This window comes from Pseudomonas sp. HMSC08G10 (genome assembly GCF_001808425.1).
In the GTDB taxonomy this organism is placed as follows: Bacteria; Pseudomonadota; Gammaproteobacteria; order Pseudomonadales; family Pseudomonadaceae; genus Aquipseudomonas; species Aquipseudomonas guariconensis.
This window is the reverse complement of the sequence record NZ_KV793332.1, coordinates 14,955-34,207: the sequence shown is the minus strand read 5'-3', so window position 1 is coordinate 34,207 and position 19,253 is coordinate 14,955. Positions and strand designations below refer to the sequence as shown.

The following is a 19,253-nucleotide window of genomic DNA, read 5'->3' as shown; positions in this document are numbered from 1 at the left end:
GTATGGCACGTTAAAACGGTTCCGACGAAGCGACCAAAAACCTCACTCGAGTCCCATACGTCGTCTTGCCCGGTGTGCCGAGCCGTTACGCATGGCCCAGCGCAGCACCGGAGCGATGCGATTGATGCCTAGGCGGATCATGCGCTGTTGAAGAGGATTCTGGTGCAGATCGAGCATATCGCGGGCCCAGCCCGGCAGCAGGTCGATGCCGGCATTGAGCATCAATTTACCAACCGGTTGCGCCATGCGGCTGGGGGCTGGGGCATCAAGCAGGATATCCACCACCTCATGACTGCGTGCGTCGCACAGCAGCTGTGGGCGCATGCGTTGCAAGTAGTCTTCGACTGCCTGACACGAGCGCGGCACATCGCGTGCCCCCAGGCGTTCGGCGATCAGGGCGATCTCGTTGTAGTAGGCGTCCTGAGCCTCGCGGCTGAGACGGGGGTTGCGATAGCGCAGGTGGGCGGCCAGGAAGCTACTGACCTCGGCGACATGGACCCAGGTCAGCAGGTCGGGGTCGCTGGCGGCATAGGGGCGTCCGTCGGGGGCGGTGCCGACCACCTTGAGGTGGATGGTGCGGACCTTTTCGATCAGCCATTCGGCATCGCGGGTCGAGCCGAACGTGGTACCGGAGATGAACTGGCTGGTGCGGCGCAGGCGACCGAGCAGGTCCTGGCGGAAGTTGGAATGATCCCACACCCCAGCCAGGGCCAAAGGGTGCAGCAGTTGCAGCATCAAGGCGCTGATCCCGCCGACGAGCATGCTGGGGAAGTCGCCGTGCACCTGCCAACTGATGCTCTGCGGGCCGAACAGGCCCGGGTCACCTTTGGGGGATTCCAGGTCGAGCTGGCCGAGGGCCAGCCCGGTGAGGCTCATGACCTGGGTTTCGATGCGGCGGCGTAAGGCTTCCATGGCGGTCCCGCAGGCCGCCATGGGCGGCCGTCTATTGATTGAGGCGGTTGTCGATCAAGCCCTGGACCACGCTCGGGTCGGCCAGGGTTGAGGTATCGCCCAAATTGTCCAGCTCGTTGCAGGCGATCTTGCGCAGTATACGCCGCATGATCTTGCCCGAGCGGGTCTTGGGCAATGCCGGCGCCCACTGGATCAGCTCGGGTTTGGCGAAGCTGCCGATCTCCTTGCTGACCAAGGCCAGCAACTCGTTCTTGAGCGCGTCGTCCGGGGTGACGCCGTTCATGGGCGTGATGAAGGCATAGATGCCCTGGCCCTTGAGGTCGTGCGGGTAGCCGACCACGGCGGCCTCGGCGATGCTGTCGTGGAGCACGAGAGCGCTTTCGACTTCGGCGGTGCCGATGCGGTGGCCGGAAACGTTGATCACATCGTCGACGCGCCCGGTGATCCAATAATCGCCATCGGCATCGCGACGGGCGCCGTCACCGGTGAAGTAGTAGCCGGGCATGGGCTTGAAATAGGTGTCGACCATGCGTTGATGGTCGCCATAGACACTGCGGATCTGCCCGGGCCAACTGGCTTTGATCACCAGCAGGCCTGCGCCTGGGCCTTCGATGACCTTGCCTTTTTCGTCCAGCAGCACCGGTTGCACGCCAAACAAAGGTTGCGTAGCGCAGCCCGGCTTGAGGTGGGTGTTGCCTGGCAGCGGGCTGAGCATGATGCCGCCGGTCTCGGTCTGCCACCAGGTATCGACGATGGGACAGCGCTTCTGGCCCACCGCCTCGAAGTACCATTCCCAGGCTTCCGGATTGATGGGCTCGCCCACGCTACCGAGCAGGCGCAGGCTTTGTCGGGAGGTGTTCTGTAGGGGCGCCGAACCTTCGCGCATCAGTGCGCGCAGGGCGGTGGGGGCTGTGTAGAAGATGTTCACCTGATGTTTGTCGACCACCTGCCAGAAGCGCGAGGTGTCCGGGTAATTGGGCACGCCTTCGAACATCAGCGAGATGGCGCCGTTGGCCAGGGGGCCGTAGACGATATAGCTGTGGCCGGTGACCCAGCCGACATCGGCGGTGCACCAGAACACCTCACCATCACGATAGTCGAACACCACCTTGAAGGTCAGCGTGGCCTGCAGCAGGTAACCAGCGGTGGTGTGCAGCACGCCCTTGGGTTTGCCGGTACTGCCGGAGGTGTAGAGGATGAACAGTGGATCTTCAGCTTCCATGGCCTCGGGCGGGCAGTCGTCATCGGCCTGTTCCGTGGCCTCGTGATACCAGAGATCACGGCCCTCGCTCCAGGCGATATCGGCCCCGGTGCGGCGTACCACCAGCACGGTGCTGACCGCCGGGCAACTGGCCAGGGCCTTGTCGACGTTCTGCTTGAGCGCAATGCGCTTGGCGCCGCGAACCCCTTCGTCTGCGGTGATCACCGTGCGGCAGTCCGCGTCCAGAATGCGATCACGCAGGGCATCGGGTGAGAAACCACCGAACACGACCGAGTGAATGGCGCCTATGCGGGTGCAGGCGAGCATGGCATAGGCCGCCTCAGGGATCATCGGCATGTAGATGCACACACGATCGCCTTTCTTCACCCCACGGGCCTTCAAGGCATTGGCGAGACGGCAGACCTGGCGGTGCAGCTCGCGGTAGGTGATGGCCTTGGCGTCCTTGGGGTCGTCACCTTCCCACAGCAATGCCGTCTGCTGGCCGCGGGTGGCCAGGTGGCGGTCGATGCAGTTGTAGCTGACGTTCAACTGGCCACCGTCGAACCAGCGCGCCTTGCCGGTCTTCAGATCGCATTGCTGCACACTCGACCAAGGCTTGATCCAGTCCAGGCGCTTGGCCTGTTCGGCCCAAAAGGTATCGGGATCTTCGATCGACTGGCGGTAGAGGCGCTGGTAGTCGTCGGGGGAGAGAGCGGCGGACTGGCTCACGGCCAGGGCCTGGGGGTAGTTGCGGATATCGAACATGGCGGGTTGTCCTGCTCTTGTGAGGGGCGAGGGACTGCAGCGGCTATTCGATGGACAGTGTAGAAGGTAGGGGTGTTCCCTGGAGGGGCGCCCCGGTGATTGAGTTGCGTGGTCAGCGTACCTGTGGAGCTTTAGCCGCGAAGCAGGCGTACCGGTGCATGGCACAGGCCGGGTCGGCACTCGCGGCTAAAGCCGCTCCCACGGGGCGCTGGGCACATCTGCGAGTGATATGCAGCACCGTGAAAGCGACCCTATATCAACCGCGGTGGCGACCGCGGAAGTAGTTGATCAGGCCTTGGGTGGAGCCATCCTCAGCGCTGTCTTCGAGACTGCCGACCAGGCGTTGGTATACGCCCTTGCCCAACTCCTTGCCCAACTCCACGCCCCACTGGTCGAAGGCATTGATGCCCCAGATGACGCTCTGTACGAACACCTTGTGTTCGTACATGGCCACCAGCGCGCCGAGGCGACGAGGGCTGATGCGCTCTACCACCAAGGTATTGCTCGGGCGGTTGCCCGGAATCACCTTGTGCGGTGCCAGCTTCTCGATGTCCGCTTCATTCAGGCCTTTGGCGCGCAATTCGGCCTCGGCTTCCTCGCGGGTCTTACCGAGCATCAGCGCCTGGCTCTGGGACAGGCAGTTGGCGTACAGCCACTGGTGGTGGTCGGCCACCGGATTGAAGCTCACCACCGGGACGATGAAGTCGGCCGGGATCAACTGGGTGCCCTGGTGCAACAGCTGGTGGTAGGCGTGTTGGCCGTTGCAGCCGACGCCGCCCCAGATCACCGGACCGGTATCGGTTTTCACCGGGGTGCCGTCCTGCAGCACGCTCTTGCCGTTGGATTCCATGTCCAACTGCTGCAGGTGCTTGGTGATGTTGCGCAGGTAATGGTCGTACGGCAGGATCGCGTGGCTCTGGGCGCCCCAGAAGTTGCCGTACCACACGCCCAGCAGGGCCAGCAGCACAGGCATGTTCTTATCGAACGGCGTGGTCTGGAAGTGCTGGTCCATGGTGTAGGCCCCGGACAGCAGCTCCTTGAAGTTTGCGGTGCCGATGGCCAGTGCGATCGGCAGGCCGATGGCCGACCACAGTGAGTAGCGCCCACCCACCCAATCCCACATCGGGAAGATATTCTCTTCGCGCATACCGAAGGCCACGGCGGCGGCCTTGTTGCTCGATACCGCGATGAAGTGGCGGTACAACTCGGCCTCGGAACCGCCCTGGGCCAGGTACCAGGTACGCGCGGCGGTGGCGTTCTTCAGGGTTTCGAGGGTGTTGAACGATTTGGACGAGACGATGAACAGGGTGGTCTCGGCACGCAGATTGGCCGACAGCTCATGGAACTCGCTGCCGTCGATGTTCGCCAGGTAATGGCAGCGCACGCCACGCTGGGCGTAGGGCAGCAAGGCTTCGGAGACCAGCTCCGGCCCCAGGAAGGAGCCGCCGATACCGATGTTCACCACGTCGGTGATGGGCTTTTCGCTGTAACCGCGCCACAGGCCGTCATGGATACGGCCCACCAGTTCGGTGATCTGGTTAAGGACCTTGTGTACTTCCGGCATCACATTGACGCCATTGACACTGAGCTTGTCGCCCACCGGGCGGCGCAGGGCGGTGTGCAGGACCGGACGACCTTCGGAGGCGTTGATGATCTCGCCGCTGAACATCGACTTGATGGCATCGGCCAACCCGACCTGGTTGGCCAGGTTCACCAGCAGATCACGGGTCTGCTCGGTGATCAGGTTTTTCGAGTAGTCGAGGAACAGGCCGCAGCTGCTGAGGGAAAACTGATCGAAGCGCTTGGGATCGGCTGCGAAGGCTTCGCGCATGCTGAAACCCTGCATGGCGTCGCGGTGTTGCTGGAGCGCCTGCCAGGCGGGCAGCGCCGTCACATCGTGGGGGGTACGGTAATACGCCATTGCGGATGCTTTCCTTGGTGCGTGATGGGCCTTGGACAACAGACAGTTGCTGGCAGTTGCAGGCTGGCCATCATTATAGGCATTGGCTGTCAGGAAGGAATGGGGGGCTTTGCGCCCCCTCACGAGCTCCCGCCCCAGATATCACGCAGTCTTTTCGTCCAGGTGCAGGTACAGGTTGTCGATCAAGCGGGTAGTGCCCATGTAGGCCGCAGCCAGGATCACCAGGTCGCGGTCATCGATCATTGCCGGGCGCAAGGTCACGGCGTGGCGCACTTCCAGGTAGTCTGGGCGGAACCCAGCGGCAACCAGTTGCACCTGCCCCTCGGCAATCAAAGCGGGATAGTCACGCTGGCCCTTGGTGATGGCCTCGGCCATGGTCTTCAAGGTTCGGTACAGCGCGGGCGCAGCAGCGCGCTGCTCCGGGCTCAGGTAGCCGTTGCGCGATGACAGCGCCAGGCCATCCTCGGCGCGCACGGTGGGCTCGCCGATGATCTGGATCGGCATGTTCAGGTCGCGCACCATGGCGCGGATCACCGCCAACTGCTGGAAGTCCTTTTCGCCGAACACTGCAAGGTCGGGCTGGACCATGTTGAACAGCTTGCTGACCACAGTGGCGACGCCTTCGAAGTGGCCAGGGCGGCTGGCGCCACACAAGCCTTCGGACAGTTGCGGCACGCTGACGCGCGTCTGCACTGCCATGCCGTCGGGGTACATCTCCTCGACGGTGGGCGCGAACAGCAGGTGACACCCGGCTTCGAGCAAGCGCTCTTGGTCGGCGGCGAGGGTCCGGGGATATTTGTCCAGGTCTTCGCCAGCGCCAAACTGCAGCGGGTTGACGAAGATGCTCGCGACCACGAAATCGGCACGCTGGGCGGCTTTGGTCACCAGTGCGGCATGGCCACTGTGCAGGTTGCCCATGGTCGGCACGAAGCCGATCCGCTTGCCTTCGCCGCGGGCGCGTGCCACGGCGGCGCGCAGTTCTCGGACGGTCTTGACTGTATTCATGCGCTGAACCCGTGTTCGCTACCTGGGAAGCTGACTGCCTTGACCGCTTGCACGTAGGCAGCCAGGGCGCTGTGAATATCCGGCTGGCCTTCCATGAAGTTCTTCACGAACTTGGGCACACGCCCGCTCAGGGATAGCCCGAGCATGTCATGCAGGACCAGCACCTGACCGTCGGTGGCGCTGCCGGCACCGATGCCGATGACCGGGATGCTGACCGCCTGGGTGATCTCGGCGGCTAAGTCACTGGGCACGCATTCGAGCAGCAGCATGGCCGCACCGGCTTGTTCCAGGGCGATGGCGTCGGCACGCATTTGCCGAGCCTGGGCTTCCTGGCGGCCCTGAACCTTGTAGCCGCCTAGCACATTGACGGTCTGCGGGGTCAGGCCCATGTGCGCGCACACTGGCACGCCACGTTCGGCCAGCAGGCGGATGGTCTCGGCCAGCCAGGCGGCGCCTTCGAGCTTGATCATGTGGGCGCCGGCCTGCATCAGGGTGGCGCAGTTGGCGAAGGCCTGTTCGGGTGTGGCATGGGCCATGAACGGCAGGTCGGCGAGAATCAGGGCGCCCTCGTTGCCGCGCTTGACGCAGGCAGTGTGGTAGGCCATTTCGGCGGTCGTGACCGGCAGGGTACTGTCATGGCCCTGCAGGACCATGCCCAGGGAGTCACCCACCAACAGTATTTCCACGCCGGCTGCGCAGGCGGCCTTGGCGAAGGTCGCGTCGTAGCACGTCAGCATGGCGATTTTCTCACCCTTGGCCTTGAGGCCGTGCAGGGTGGTCAGGGTTACTTCAGGCATGTAGGAAATCCTCGTTCAGGCGCTGTGAAAAACGACTGCGTACAACGCGTGTAATCATCTTCCGGAGCGGCACATCATCGTGTGTGATGTTCGGGCACAGGTCCGTCCGAGCCTAAATAGGTAAAAAGGCGGCACTTTGGTGCCACGGGACGCCTATAGTCGTGAGCGAGGGGGGGGAAGTCAATCACCCTGTTACCGCATTGTTACGATCAGGGTGTTACTGGCGTTACCGTTGTCCGAAACGCCCGGATTACAGGCGTTCCAGACCCACGAAGGGGCAGGCTTCGAGCAATTGCGCCAGGCTACGGCCGTCGGCAAGGTGGAAATCGGCGGGTACCAGTTCAGCCAGGGGATAGAGCACGAAAGGGCGCGCCTGCATGTGGTAATGCGGGACTTTGAGGCGTGGCACGTCGATGACTTGGTCGCCGAACAACAGGACGTCCAGGTCGAGGGTACGTGGCCCCCAGCGCTCCTTGCGCTCGCGGCCTTGGTCAAGCTCGATGGCCTGAAGGGCATCGAGCAATGCCAGTGGCGCGAGATGGGTGTCCACGGCGGCCACGGCATTGGTGTAGCGCGGTTGGCCGGGGAGCAGGGAGTCGCTGGTATAGAAAGCCGAGGTCGCTGCCAGGCGGGTACCTTCGACGTTGTCCAGCGCCTGCAGGGCGCTTCGCAATTGTTCGGCGGGCTCGGCCAGATTGCTGCCCAGGCCAATGTAGGCGCGGGTCGTCATGTTCAATCCCAGTTTTCGTCGCCGCTGCGCTTGCGCTTGCTGCCACTGCGCTTGCGTTTGCGTGGCGCTGCACCGTCGTCGCGGCTGCCCAGGTCACGGATCATGTCGCGACGTTCGCTGTCGCTGGCGTCCTGATAGTCGGTCCACCATTGGCCCAGATCGTCGGTTTCCTCGCCGGCGCTTTCGCGCAGTAACAGGAAGTCGTAGCCGGCGCGGAAGCGTGGGTTGTCGAGCATCATGTCGGCGCGCTTGCCACTGCGGCGTGGTAGACGCTCCTGCATGTCCCAGATCTCGCGGATCGGCAGGGTGAAACGCTTAGGTATCGCAATGCGTGCGCACTGTTCGGCGATCAGGTCGTGGGCGGCGTTGTTCATGGCCGGAATCGGCGGCACACCCTGGCTTTGCAGGTACAGCGCGCGGCCCGGCAGCGCCGGCCAGAGCAGGGCAGCGAACAGGAAGGCCGGAGTGACCGGCTTGCCTTGCTTGACGCGCAGGTCGGTGTTGGACAGCGCCTGGCTGATCAGAGTGTGGGTGTAGGTCGGGCGTTCTTCCAGCGCATGGGCGCTGGCCGGGAACAGCGGGTCGAACAGGTGCAGGTCCACCAGCATTTCGAAGGTGATTGCGCCTTGGCCGGAAAGGAACAGCTTGAGGCTTTCTTCGAACAGGCGCGCTGGCGGGATCTCTCGCAGCAGCGGAGCCAGGTCGCGGATCGGCTGAACCGTGTGCTTTTCGATGCCGAAATCGAGCTTGGCGGCAAAGCGCACGGCTCGCAGCATGCGCACCGGGTCTTCCTGGTAGCGTTGGGTAGGATCACCGATCAGGCGCAGCAGGCGGTTGCGGATATCGTGCACGCCGTTGGCATAGTCGAGGATGCGCTCGCTGACCGGGTCGTAGTACAGCGCGTTGATGGTGAAGTCACGACGCTGGGCGTCGTCTTCCAAGGTGCCATAAACGTTGTCGCGCAGAATGCGCCCGCTGGCATTGTGCGACGAGCGGTGGCTATCGCCTTGATCTTCTTCGGAGTGATGGGCTCGGAAAGTGGCGACTTCGATGATCTCACGGCCAAAATGCACGTGGACCAGCTTGAAGCGGCGGCCAATGATTCGAGCGTTGCGAAACTCCGCGCGGACTTGCTCGGGAGTGGCACTGGTGGCGACGTCGAAATCCTTGGGATTGATACCCAGGAGCAGGTCGCGGACGCAGCCGCCGACCAGATAGGCCTGGTAACCGGCGCTTTGCAGGCGCTCGACGATACTCACCGCGTGGCGGCTGAACTGGCTGCGTTGCAGCGAGTGCTGGCTCTTGTTGATCACTTCAGGCGTGGTGCGCCTGTGGTGCTGACCACGGATAGGAGGACGGAACGACTGGAACAGCTTCTTCAGCATGGGATGCACTGTTTGAAGGAATGTTCGGCCAAGAATAGGAGAATGGCCGCATGATGGGCGGGGATTCTAGCATTTACTCGGGGAATGGTGTAGGCGCTGCTTTGGAGGTGATGCTGGAGGGGGAGAAACGACATGGGGAGCCGAAGCTCCCCAGGAAAGTCGTTGCGTGCTCTTATTGTTTTTCTGCCGGGCTTCTTGTTTTTGTTGATGCCCTGCCCACAAATCTCAAAGCTTGTGGACGACCCCCAACCCGGGGGTGAAGAGCAAACGGATTGCTTTGGTCGCTGATGTTATGCTGATCGTTCGATCCAACCAGTTCAGGCGCTGCTTTTTAGTGCAGTTTTTGTTGTTCTCTGCCTGGCTGTGGGGCAAGCCCCAAACACAACTCCTCTCCAAAAGAATCAGTTAGCTGCGCCTCCGCCGTCTTGTTTTTATTGTGCGTGAGCCGTTTCGTCTTGTTCTTATTCTGGATTGCAGTGCTTGTTATTGTTCTTGTACCAGACATATAGCAGGTGCCGTGCCAACTTTGCTAAACCCAGCAAAATCAAGGCTTTGCGGGTTCTGTGCTTTGGGTGTCATGCAGAAAATGTCGAAATTTCGTTACCGTACGCCTCGGCTGATGTTACGCCTGGGCGGGTGGGGTAACAGATTCCTTGGGCAATTGCGCTGTTACCCAGGAACACCGGCAACGTCGGTGCCAGTGCGGCGAGTAGGTTTCTTCGTTGCACCCGCTCCCGCAGGGGGCTGTGGCGCATTCATCGACACGCTGTACCTGTAGGGGCGGGTTCGTCCACGAATAGGCCCGTGCGAGCACCACAAGACAGTGGGCTTCTCACGAGCTGCGTGGTGTTTTGGGGAGGGAGGCGCAGGCAGGAGAAAACCCTCCTGCCTCTATAGCGGGGAGGGGCAAATCAATTGTCGCTGGTGGCGTTGCTCTTGCGCCGTGGGATACCCAGGCGTTGACGTCGTTCCCACAAGCATTTGCGGCTGACGCCCAGCTTGCGGGCCAGCTCGGTCTCGGTCATGTGATCCTGATGCTCGAGGACGAAATGCTGGAAGTAGTCTTCCAGGGACAAGTCCTCGGTTGGTTCATGGCTGGCGTTGTTGGTACCGGCGCCGGCCACGGCCGGAGCGGTGTCGAACGGCCCTTCGTCCTCCAGGCCGCTCAACTCGATGTCGATGCCCAGCAGATCAGCGGAGATTTCCGCGCTCTCGCTGAGAATCACCGCGCGCTCCACGGCGTTTTCCAGCTCGCGTACGTTGCCTGGCCAACTGTAATGACGGATCGCTTGCTCGGCCTCGGCGGAGAAGTGCAGATCGTCTCGGCCGATGCGAGCGCTCTGGCGGGCCAGGAAGGCATCGGCGATTTCGTTGACGTCGCTGCCGCGCTCGCGCAGGGCCGGAAGCTTCAGGGCAATCACGTGCAGGCGGTAATAAAGGTCTTCGCGGAACTGCCCTGCCTTGGCCAGGTTCTTCAGGTCGCGATGGGTCGCGGCTATCAGACGGACATCGACCTTCTGCGATTGCACCGAGCCGACCCGACGGATCTCGCCTTCCTGTAGCACACGCAGCAGGCGGGCCTGGGCTTCGAGTGGGAGCTCGCCGATTTCATCGAGGAACAGCGTACCGCCGTCGGCCGCTTCGACAAGGCCGGCACGGCCTGCGCTGGCACCTGTGAACGCGCCTTTCTCGTGGCCGAACAGTTCGGACTCGATCAGGGTTTCCGGGATGGCCGCGCAGTTGACCGAGATCATCGGGGCTTTGGCGCGACGCGACAGGTTGTGCAGGGCGCGGGCGACCAGCTCCTTGCCGGTGCCGGATTCGCCCTGGATGAGGACATTGGAGTCGGTAGGCGCGACCTTGCGGATCTTGCCGAACATGTCCTGCATCGGTGGGCACGAGCCAATGATGCCGATCTCGCCGTTGGCCGAGGCCGGGCTGGCCTTGTCGGCGGCGACTGCCTTGCCGTTGGCGCGCGGCTCGGCGGCGCTGACGGCGGCAGGTGCCGGGGCGTTCTGCCGGTCGCGCAGGATGCGCGCCACGGCCTGGAGCATCTCGTCGTGATCGAAGGGCTTGGCGATGTAGTCCACCGCGCCCATTTTCATCGAATCGACCGCCGAGCGCAGGCTGGCATAGCTGGTCATGATCAGCACCGGTGTGCCCTGGCCGAGCTTGATCAACTCGGTGCCCGGGGCGCCGGGCAGGCGCAGGTCGCTGACGATCAGGTCGAAGGTGGCAATGCTGAAGCGTTCCTGGGCTTCCTGCACCGAGCCGGCTTCGCTGACTTGGTACTGGTTCCGCTCGAGCAGTCGACGCAAGGCCGAGCGGATGATGGTTTCGTCTTCGACGATCAGAATGTGCGGCATTGATTCAATTCTCTCGACGGTCTCGAATTTCAGGGGACGTCGCTACGACATGCCTTGGCAGGGTCACGCGGATCCGGGTACCACGTTGGCGTTCGATATCGGCCGGGCTGTCGATGGTGATTTGCCCATAATGCTCTTCCACGATGGAATAGACCAGAGCAAGCCCCAGTCCAGTGCCTTCGCCAGGGTCCTTGGTGGTGAAGAAGGGCTCGAACAGCCGGTCCATGATGTTTTTCGGGATTCCGCTGCCTTCGTCCTCGACGATCAGGTCGACAGTGTGCTCACACACAGCGCTGCGCACACGCACGGCGCTGCCGGGCGGGGAGGCGTCGCGGGCGTTGGAAAGCAGGTTGATCAGCACCTGGGCCAGGCGCTGGGGATCACCCTCGGCCCAGTGATCCGGGTCGCAGAGGTTGAAGAACTGTACTTCGAAATTGCGCCGGTTCAACGCCAGCAGACCAATGGCATCTTGCGCGACTTCGGCCAGGCACACCGGCTCCTCGCTGTTCTGGTGGCTACCGCCGGCATGGGCGAAGCTCATCAGCGACTGGACGATGCGCGAAACGCGTTTGGTCTGTTCGATGATCTGGCTGGAAAGCTCGATGATCTCGCCATCGCCTTCACGCTCTTCGCGCAGGTTCTGCGCAAGGCAGGCGATGCCGGTGATGGGGTTGCCGATCTCATGGGCCACGCCCGCAGCCAGGCGACCGATACTCGCCAGGCGCTCTGAGTGCACCAGTTTGTCTTCCAGGGCCTGGGTTTCGGTCAGGTCCTCGACCAACAGCACCAGGCCGCTGTTGCCCGGTGCCAAGGGCTCGGCGATGGCCGCCTTGTGCAGGTTGAGCCAGCGGGTCTGTCCGTCCAGGGCCAGGCGCTGCTTGTGCAGGTGTTCGTCGGGGATGTTGATGAAGTTCTGCAACAGCCCGCGCCAAGGCTCGCTGACAGTGACCAGACGCGAGCCGACCACATGCATGGCAGCCACGCCGGTCAGCTCTTCCATGGCTTTGTTCCACATCAGGATCTCTTGGTCCTTGGCCAAAGAGCACACGCCCATGGGCAGCTCCTGCAGCGTCTGGCGGTGGTAGCGGCGCAGGGCATCGAGCTCGGCGGCGAGGCCGGTCAGGCGCGAGTGGTAGTCTTCCAGGCGGCTTTCGATGAAGTGGATGTCTTCGGTGACGTAGTTCTCGTTGCCCGATTTGTAGGGCAGGAAGGTCTCGACCATATCCTGGGCCACGCTCGGCCCCATCAGGCCCGACAGGTTGGCCTCGATGCGGTCGCGCAGGCGGCGCAAGGCATAGGGGCGGCGTTCGTCGAAGGGCAGGTAGAGGTCACGCAGGGCCTGCTCGACTTCCTTCTGCGCGGCCTTCGCGCCCAGGGGCTTGGCCAATTGGGTGGCGAACTCCTGGGGCGAGGCGGCATGCAGCTCACGCCGTTGTGGCCGGCGCACGTTGTCCACGGCGCAGGCCTCGGCAGCGCTGACTTCTTCGCTGCTGGCATTGGTGAACAGCGAGATCAGGGTGAACAGCAGGACGTTGGCGGCCAGCGAGCCGATGGCTGCCATGTGCCAGCTGGTGTCGTCCAGCACGTAGATCATGTCCAGCAGCGGGATATAGAAGCCCTGCAGATTGCCCAGCAGCGGCAGCAGCATGGTCACCATCCACACCGCGATGCCCGCCATCAGGCCGGCGATGAAGCCGCGGCGGTTGGCGGTCGGCCAGTACAGCACCGAAAGCACGCCCGGCAGGAACTGCAAGGTGGCGACGAAAGCGACGATGCCCAGGTTGGCCAGGCTCTGGTGATTGTTCTGGGTCAGGTAGAAGACGAAGCCTGCCGCGATGATGGCGACGATCAGGGCGCGCCGGGTCCACTTTAGCCAGCGGTAGATGTTGCCCTCGGCCGGTGGCTGATAGAGCGGCAGCACCAAGTGGTTGAGGGCCATCCCCGAGAGGGCCAGGGTGGTGACGATGATCAGCCCGCTGGCGGCAGAGAGGCCACCGACATAGGCGAGCAGGGCCAGCGCTGGGTTATCGGCGGCGATGCCCAGGCCCAGGGTGAAGTACTCTGGATTGGTGCTCGCGCCCAGGCGCAGGCCGGCCCAGAGTACCAGCGGCACGGCCAGGCTCATCAGCAGCAGGAACAGCGGCAGGCCCCAGCTGGCGCTGACCAGCGAGCGCGGGTTGAGGTTTTCGGTGAAGGCCATGTGGTACATGTGCGGCATGACGATGGCCGAGGCGAAGAACACCAGCAGCAGGGTTCGCCACGGACCTTCCTGCAGCGGCGTGTGCAGTGCGGCCAGCGCAGTCTGGTTCTGCAGCAGCCAGACCTCCAGTTGGTGCGGACCGCCGAACACGCCATACAGCGCATACAGACCGATACCGCCCAGGGCCAACAGCTTGATCACCGATTCGAAGGCGATGGCGAACACCAAGCCTTCGTGTTTTTCACGCGTGGCGATGTGGCGCGAGCCGAAGAAGATCGTGAACAGGATGATCAACACGCAGAATGCGAAGGCTACCCGAGCCTTGACCGGCTCGCCGGTGAGGATGCTGATCGAGTCGGCCACCGCCTGGATCTGCAGGGCCAGCAGGGGCAGCACACCGATCAACATGAAGATGGTGGTGAGCGCGCCGGCCCACGTGCTGCGAAAGCGAAACGCCAGCAAGTCGGCCAGCGACGAGAGCTGGTAGGTGCGGGTGATCTTGAGAATGGGATAGAGCAGCACCGGCGCCAGCAGGAAGGCCCCGGATACCCCTAGGTAACAGGCCAGGAAACCATAGCCGTACTGGTAGGCCAGGCCCACCGAGCCGTAGAAGGCCCAGGCACTGGCATAGACGCCCAGGGACAGGGTGTAGGTCAGCGGGTGGCGGATGATCGAACGCGGGATCAGCCCACGCTCGCTGATCCAGGCCACACCGAACAGCACCAGCAGGTAGGCGGCGCTGATCAGGATCATCTGGGTCAGGCTAAAGCTCATCGGCATCTCGTTGGCTCTGCAAAATGAAGGTGACGACGATGAGGATCAGCCAGAGCAGGTAGGGTCGGTACCAGGCACCGGTCGGCTCGATCCACCAGTCCATGATGGCCGGGGAAAACAGGTAGATCCCCACGACCAGAAGCAGGACCAAACGATAGATGTACATGCTGGCCTCGAAGGTTGGGCGCTGCGGGCTTGGACTTATTATTGGCGCAAATGGCTGGGACGATGCTAGCGGGATTCATCCTCGCTCGGCAACAATTTGAATTTATTGGGTTTTTGCACCGCGCTTGTTACAACGGGCCTGCGCGAACGCCCGATCAGCGCAGGTCAGCCTCCGGCACCGTCAATTTGTGGGCGATCGCCTCGGGGCGCCACTGCTGCCGTGCGATCGCCAGCACCTCGGCGGGGCTGGCGCGCTCCATGCCAGGCTCAGTGGCTTGGCCCAGGGCTCGCAGGGCGCGCAACAACAGGGGGGTGGCCTGGTCGGCCGCCAGTGGCGGCGAGCGATAGGATTTGCCCAGCTTGTGGCCGTCCGGCTGAGTGATCAGTGGGATGTGCAGGTAGCGTGGCTGGGAGAAGCCCAGCAATTCCTGCAGGTAGAGCTGGCGAGGTGTGTTGTCCAGGAGATCGGCGCCCCGCACGATATCGGTGACGCCTTGCCAGGCATCGTCCAGCACCACGGCCAGTTGGTAGGCGTAGAGCCCGTCCCGGCGCTGGATGACGAAATCGCCCACCTCACGTCCCAAGTGTTGCTCGAAAGCCCCCTGGACGCGATCGGTGAAGCGATAGATCAGCTCCGGTACCCGCAGGCGTATCGCCGCGCCTTCGCGGGCATGTCCGGCGTTTCGGCACAGCCCCGGATACACCCCGCCATAACCCTCCAGTTGTTTGCGCGAGCACGTGCAGGCATAGGCCAGGCCCATGCGCATCAGACGCTCGACCACCTCGGCATAGGCTTCGTGGCGCTGGCTTTGGTAGACGACCTCGCCGTCCCACTCCAGGCCGTAACGCTCCAGGGTCTGCAGGATGGCATCCCGTGCACCGGGCATTTCCCGAGGCGGATCGGTGTCCTCCATGCGCAACAACCAGCGTCCGCCAATTGCGCGGGCATCGAGCCAGGAAGCGAGCGCCGCGACGAGCGATCCGAAGTGCAGAAAGCCGCTGGGGGTGGGGGCGAAGCGCCCGATGTAGCTGGAGTCGTTCATGGGTTTGCAGGCTATATAAATGAAACGGGGCGCATCGAGCGCCCCGTTAAGGTGGGAATCAGGTCAGGCCTTGCCGACCTGCTTTTCCTTCTTCTCCGCCAGTTCCTTGCAGTCGAAGCACAGGTCGGCGGTTGGGCGCGCTTCCAGGCGACGCAGGCCGATCTCGACGCCGCAGGCTTCGCACCAGCCGTACTCTTCGTCCTGGATCGATTGCAGGGTCTTGTCGATCTTCTTGATCAGCTTGCGTTCACGATCCCGGTTGCGCAGTTCGAGGGCGAATTCCTCTTCCTGGCTGGCACGGTCGGCAGGGTCCGGGAAGTTGGCTGCTTCATCCTTCATGTGGTCTACAGTCCGATCCACACTGGTCATCAGCTCTTGCTTCCAGGCACTGAGGAGTTTGGTGAAATGCTTGCGCATGGGTTCACCCATGTACTCTTCGCCCGGCGTTTCCTTATAGGGTTCGACACCGTACATGGTTTGACCGGCTTTTTGCTTTTCTACGGTGGACATGAATAGACCGCCTCTCACTCATCTGATCCAATGCGCAGGCTGCTCCATCTCCGGCACCCGCCGGCCCTGCGACTGCGAGCCGCCGAACTTACCAGATAGATCGGGGGTGCGCTACCCCGCCCGATCCTAGGAGTTGACAGCGGTGCGAGCCGCACGTTCGATGCCTCGCAGGGGTAGAATCACCAGTTTAGACCCAATTGAGAGAAGGCCCATGGCTCAGCCCTACAGTGCACGCAGTCGCGCTATCGAACCCTTCCACGTCATGGCGTTGCTGGCGCGCGCCAATGAGCTGCAGGCGGCTGGCCATGATGTCATCCACCTGGAGATCGGCGAGCCGGACTTCACCACCGCCACGCCCATCGTGGCGGCTGGCCAGGCGGCCTTGGCCTCGGGCCACACCCGCTACACCGCGGCCCGCGGCCTGCCCGCCCTGCGCGAGGCGATTGCAGGTTTCTACGACCAGCGCTACGGGGTGAGCGTCGACCCTGAACGGATCCTCATCACCCCGGGCGGCTCCGGTGCGTTGCTGCTGGCCAGCAGTTTGTTGGTCGATCCGGGCAAGCACTGGCTTCTGGCAGACCCCGGCTACCCGTGCAACCGCCACTTCCTGCGTCTGGTCGAAGGTGGGGCGCAACTGGTACCGGTAGGGCCGGACGTCAATTATCAACTGACGGCCGACCTGGTCGACCGCTACTGGGACAAAGACACTGTCGGTGCCTTGGTGGCCTCGCCTGCCAACCCCACGGGTACAGTGCTCGAGCGTGACGAGTTGGCCAGCCTCTCCAAGGCTACCCGCGAGCGCCATGGGCACCTGGTGGTAGACGAGATCTATCACGGCCTGACCTATGGCATGGATGCACCGAGCGTGCTGGAGGTGGACGACCAGGCGTTCGTCCTGAATAGTTTTTCCAAGTATTTCGGCATGACCGGTTGGCGCCTGGGCTGGCTGGTCGCGCCGCCCAGCGCGGTGAAGGACCTGGAGAAACTGGCGCAAAACCTCTATATCAGTGCACCGAGCATGGCTCAACATGCCGCGCTGGCCTGCTTCGAACCTCAGACCCTGGCCATCCTCGAAGAGCGTCGCGCCGAATTCGCCCGCCGCCGGGACTTTCTGCTGCCGGCCCTGCGCGAGCTGGGCTTCGGCATCGCCGTGGAGCCGCAGGGCGCTTTCTATCTGTATGCCGATATCAGTGCCTTTGGTGGCGATGCCTTCGCTTTCTGCCAGCACTTCCTGGAAACCGAGCACCTGGCCTTCACGCCGGGCCTGGACTTCGGTCGTCACCAGGCCGGTCATCATGTGCGGTTCGCCTACACCCAGAGCCTGCCGCGTCTTGAGGAAGCCGTGCAACGCATCGCACGTGGCCTGAGGAGCTGGCAAGGCTGATGTTGTTCTTCCCTGCACTCGAACAGGCGCGCTTGTTGCGCCGCTACAAACGGTTCCTGGCCGACATCGAGTTGGCCAGCGGTGAGCAACTGACCATTCACTGCCCCAACACTGGCTCGATGCTCAATTGCATGCGCGAGGGCGGGCAGGTTTGGTTCAGCCGCTCCAACGACCCCAAACGCAAGTTGCCCGGCACCTGGGAGATCAGCGAGACGCCCCAGGGGCGCCTGGCCTGTGTCAACACGGGGCGGGCCAATGCCTTGGTGGAGGAAGCGCTGCGCGCCGGACGCATCACCGAACTGGCCGGCTTCACGGCGCTCAAGCGCGAAGTGGCGTATGGCGAGGAAGGCAGCAGGGTGGACTTTCGTCTGGAGTTCGCCGAGGGGCCGGCTTATGTGGAGGTCAAGAGTGTGACCCTGGGCTACCCGGACACGCCGGTCGCGGCTTTTCCCGACGCGGTGACCCAGCGCGGCGCCAAGCACCTGCGCGAGCTCGCAGCCTTGGCGCGCCAGGGAATCCGTGCGGTGCAGTTGTATTGCGTGAACCTGACCGGTGTCGAGGCGGTGCGTCCGGCCGAGGAAATCGACGCGGCTTATGCCCAGGCCCTGCGCACTGCAGTGGCCGATGGCGTGGAGGTGCTGGCCTACGGCACGCGCCTGGACGCCGAGCAGATCGTCATCGACAGGCCATTGCCGGTGCTGCTCACGCCTTGAGCCAGATGCCCTGGCTGTCTTCAAGGCAGGCCAGGGCCTGCAACTGTTCGCCCTCGCAGGGGCCGGCCACGCATTCGCCGCTTTCGATCAGGAACAACGCGCCGTGATGGGCGCAGTGGATCAGGCTGGCACTCTGATCGAGAAAAGCATCCGCCTCCCAATTCAACGGAATGCCCTTATGGGGGCAGCGGTTGCGATAAAGGTAAACCTGGCCCTGACGCCGTACGCCGAAAACCTGCTCGCCCGCTACGCTGAATGCGCGGCTGTGGCCTTCGGCGAGATCGAGGGATGCGCAAAGAAAATGCATTGAAGCAGACAGCTCATGTGACAAAGGGATGGCTTGACGCCTCAATGCGAACAATTATCAAATTGCTCGCAGTCGCTGCGCCAGGCTGCCTATGGTGCGCAGTTCCGTCGCCCGCTACAAGGCGCGCGGCCCGCCTTCTGCAAAGGAAAACGATGATGCGTCGTCCCGCTGCCCTGATCGTCCTGTGTGCAGGTCTTGTACTTGCCACCCAGGCATTGGCCGCCGAGCTACCCCAGCGCTGGGTCAGTGCGGGTGGCGCCTTGAGTGAATGGATCAGCGCCCTGGGGGGCGAGCGGCAACTGGTGGGGGTCGATACCACCAGTCAGCACCCTGAGTCGCTCAAATCGCTGCCTAGCATCGGCTACCAACGGCAATTGTCCGCCGAAGGGATTCTCAGCCTGCGCCCGGATGTCTTGGTCGGCACCGAGGAGATGGGGCCGCCGCCGGTGCTGGCGCAGGTGCGCAAGGCCGGGGTGCGGGTGGAGCTGTTCTCCAGCAAGGCCGAGTTGGACGCCGTGGACGATAACCTCCAACGCCTGGGCAGTTTGCTGGGGGTCGAACAGAAAGCCGCCGAGCTGACCGCCGGTTACCACCGGCAACTCGATGCGCTGCAAGCCAGGGTCAAGCAGGCCCAGGCCAGCCAGAAGGCGCCAGGGGTTCTGCTGCTGGTCGGGCATGCAGGTGCCAAGCCCCTGATCGCAGGTCTGGGCACATCAGGGGACTGGCTGCTACGCCAGGCCGGTGCACGTAACCTGGCCGAGCATCCGGGTTACAAGAACTTCTCGGTCGAGGCTCTGGCAGCGCTGGATCCAGATGTGCTGGTGCTCTCCGATCGCAGCCTCGAGGGCGAGCAGGCGCTGCAGGCGTTGCTCAAGGAAAACCCCGCGCTGGCCGCGTCCCGGGCAGTCCGAGAGAGGCGCCTGGTAGCGCTGGACCCGACCTTGCTCGTCGGTGGTCTTGGCCCGCGCTTGCCGGCCACCTTGACCGCACTGGCCGAGGCCTTCTATCCGGTGGCCAAGGCCCAATGAGAGGCCGCGTTCAGTCCCGCACGCTGTTTGTCTGTCTGACGCTGTCG

16 protein-coding genes are annotated in these 19,253 nt (G+C 63.2%); 3 read left to right on the top strand and 13 right to left on the bottom strand.

Annotated features, from left to right (window positions below):
- Positions 1-42 precede the first annotated feature (42 nt).
- The 12 genes from HMPREF3173_RS21270 to dksA form a co-directional block, all read right to left on the bottom strand.
- On the bottom strand, positions 43-912 hold the full coding sequence (locus tag HMPREF3173_RS21270) for an oxygenase MpaB family protein (protein WP_070576680.1): 870 nt from the start codon (positions 910-912) through the stop codon (positions 43-45).
- A gap of 31 nt (positions 913-943) precedes the next feature.
- A complete protein-coding gene (gene acs / locus HMPREF3173_RS21265) occupies positions 944-2,878 on the bottom strand; it encodes an acetate--CoA ligase (protein WP_070576479.1) in 1,935 nt (644 codons plus the stop codon).
- A 256-nt stretch (positions 2,879-3,134) separates the two neighbouring features.
- Positions 3,135-4,799 (bottom strand): glucose-6-phosphate isomerase, encoded by a 1,665-nt coding sequence (gene pgi, locus HMPREF3173_RS21260; RefSeq protein WP_043210071.1) that lies wholly within the window; start codon positions 4,797-4,799, stop codon positions 3,135-3,137.
- A gap of 141 nt (positions 4,800-4,940) precedes the next feature.
- The gene (panC, locus tag HMPREF3173_RS21255) at positions 4,941-5,804 is read right to left on the bottom strand and encodes a pantoate--beta-alanine ligase (RefSeq protein ID WP_043210067.1); all 864 of its coding nucleotides are present in this window, start codon (positions 5,802-5,804) and stop codon (positions 4,941-4,943) included.
- Positions 5,801-6,601, bottom strand: coding sequence for a 3-methyl-2-oxobutanoate hydroxymethyltransferase (gene panB, locus HMPREF3173_RS21250; protein ID WP_043210064.1), 801 nt, complete (start codon positions 6,599-6,601; stop codon positions 5,801-5,803). The genes panC and panB overlap by 4 nt, the downstream gene beginning before the upstream one ends.
- Positions 6,602-6,851: 250 nt before the next feature.
- Positions 6,852-7,331, bottom strand: a complete 480-nt coding sequence (gene folK / locus HMPREF3173_RS21245) for a 2-amino-4-hydroxy-6-hydroxymethyldihydropteridine diphosphokinase (RefSeq protein WP_043210062.1) — start codon at positions 7,329-7,331, stop codon at positions 6,852-6,854.
- 2 nt (positions 7,332-7,333) lie between these two features.
- Positions 7,334-8,716, bottom strand: a complete 1,383-nt coding sequence (locus tag HMPREF3173_RS21240) for a polynucleotide adenylyltransferase PcnB (protein WP_070576476.1) — start codon at positions 8,714-8,716, stop codon at positions 7,334-7,336.
- A gap of 911 nt (positions 8,717-9,627) precedes the next feature.
- Positions 9,628-11,082 (bottom strand): sigma-54-dependent transcriptional regulator, encoded by a 1,455-nt coding sequence (locus tag HMPREF3173_RS21235; RefSeq protein WP_043210058.1) that lies wholly within the window; start codon positions 11,080-11,082, stop codon positions 9,628-9,630.
- 4 nt (positions 11,083-11,086) lie between these two features.
- The gene (locus HMPREF3173_RS21230) at positions 11,087-14,062 is read right to left on the bottom strand and encodes a sensor histidine kinase (RefSeq protein WP_168166402.1); all 2,976 of its coding nucleotides are present in this window, start codon (positions 14,060-14,062) and stop codon (positions 11,087-11,089) included.
- A complete protein-coding gene (locus HMPREF3173_RS24470; protein WP_003250005.1) occupies positions 14,046-14,222 on the bottom strand; it encodes a hypothetical protein in 177 nt (58 codons plus the stop codon). Before HMPREF3173_RS24470 ends, HMPREF3173_RS21230 begins: the two co-directional genes overlap by 17 nt.
- Positions 14,223-14,376: 154 nt before the next feature.
- Positions 14,377-15,264, bottom strand: coding sequence for a tRNA glutamyl-Q(34) synthetase GluQRS (gluQRS, locus tag HMPREF3173_RS21225; RefSeq protein WP_070576473.1), 888 nt, complete (start codon positions 15,262-15,264; stop codon positions 14,377-14,379).
- Between the two features lie 63 nt (positions 15,265-15,327).
- Complete coding sequence (gene dksA, locus HMPREF3173_RS21220; RefSeq protein ID WP_043210050.1) at positions 15,328-15,774, bottom strand: RNA polymerase-binding protein DksA; 447 nt, start codon at positions 15,772-15,774, stop codon at positions 15,328-15,330.
- Between the two features lie 211 nt (positions 15,775-15,985).
- Here dksA and HMPREF3173_RS21215 point away from each other — a divergent pair, with 211 nt between their 5' ends.
- Together HMPREF3173_RS21215 and sfsA are read left to right on the top strand one after the other, a co-directional pair.
- Complete coding sequence (locus HMPREF3173_RS21215; protein WP_043210048.1) at positions 15,986-17,158, top strand: pyridoxal phosphate-dependent aminotransferase; 1,173 nt, start codon at positions 15,986-15,988, stop codon at positions 17,156-17,158.
- Complete coding sequence (gene sfsA, locus HMPREF3173_RS21210; RefSeq protein WP_070576470.1) at positions 17,158-17,871, top strand: DNA/RNA nuclease SfsA; 714 nt, start codon at positions 17,158-17,160, stop codon at positions 17,869-17,871. Before HMPREF3173_RS21215 ends, sfsA begins: the two co-directional genes overlap by 1 nt.
- Here sfsA and HMPREF3173_RS21205 read toward each other — a convergent pair.
- The gene (locus HMPREF3173_RS21205; protein ID WP_070576466.1) at positions 17,861-18,178 is read right to left on the bottom strand and encodes a Rieske (2Fe-2S) protein; all 318 of its coding nucleotides are present in this window, start codon (positions 18,176-18,178) and stop codon (positions 17,861-17,863) included. The two genes, sfsA and HMPREF3173_RS21205, sit on opposite strands and share 11 nt — an antisense overlap.
- 152 nt (positions 18,179-18,330) lie before the next feature.
- Here HMPREF3173_RS21205 and HMPREF3173_RS21200 point away from each other — a divergent pair, with 152 nt between their 5' ends.
- Positions 18,331-19,206 (top strand): heme/hemin ABC transporter substrate-binding protein, encoded by an 876-nt coding sequence (locus HMPREF3173_RS21200; protein ID WP_070576463.1) that lies wholly within the window; start codon positions 18,331-18,333, stop codon positions 19,204-19,206.
- The last annotated feature ends 47 nt before the right edge of the window (positions 19,207-19,253 follow it).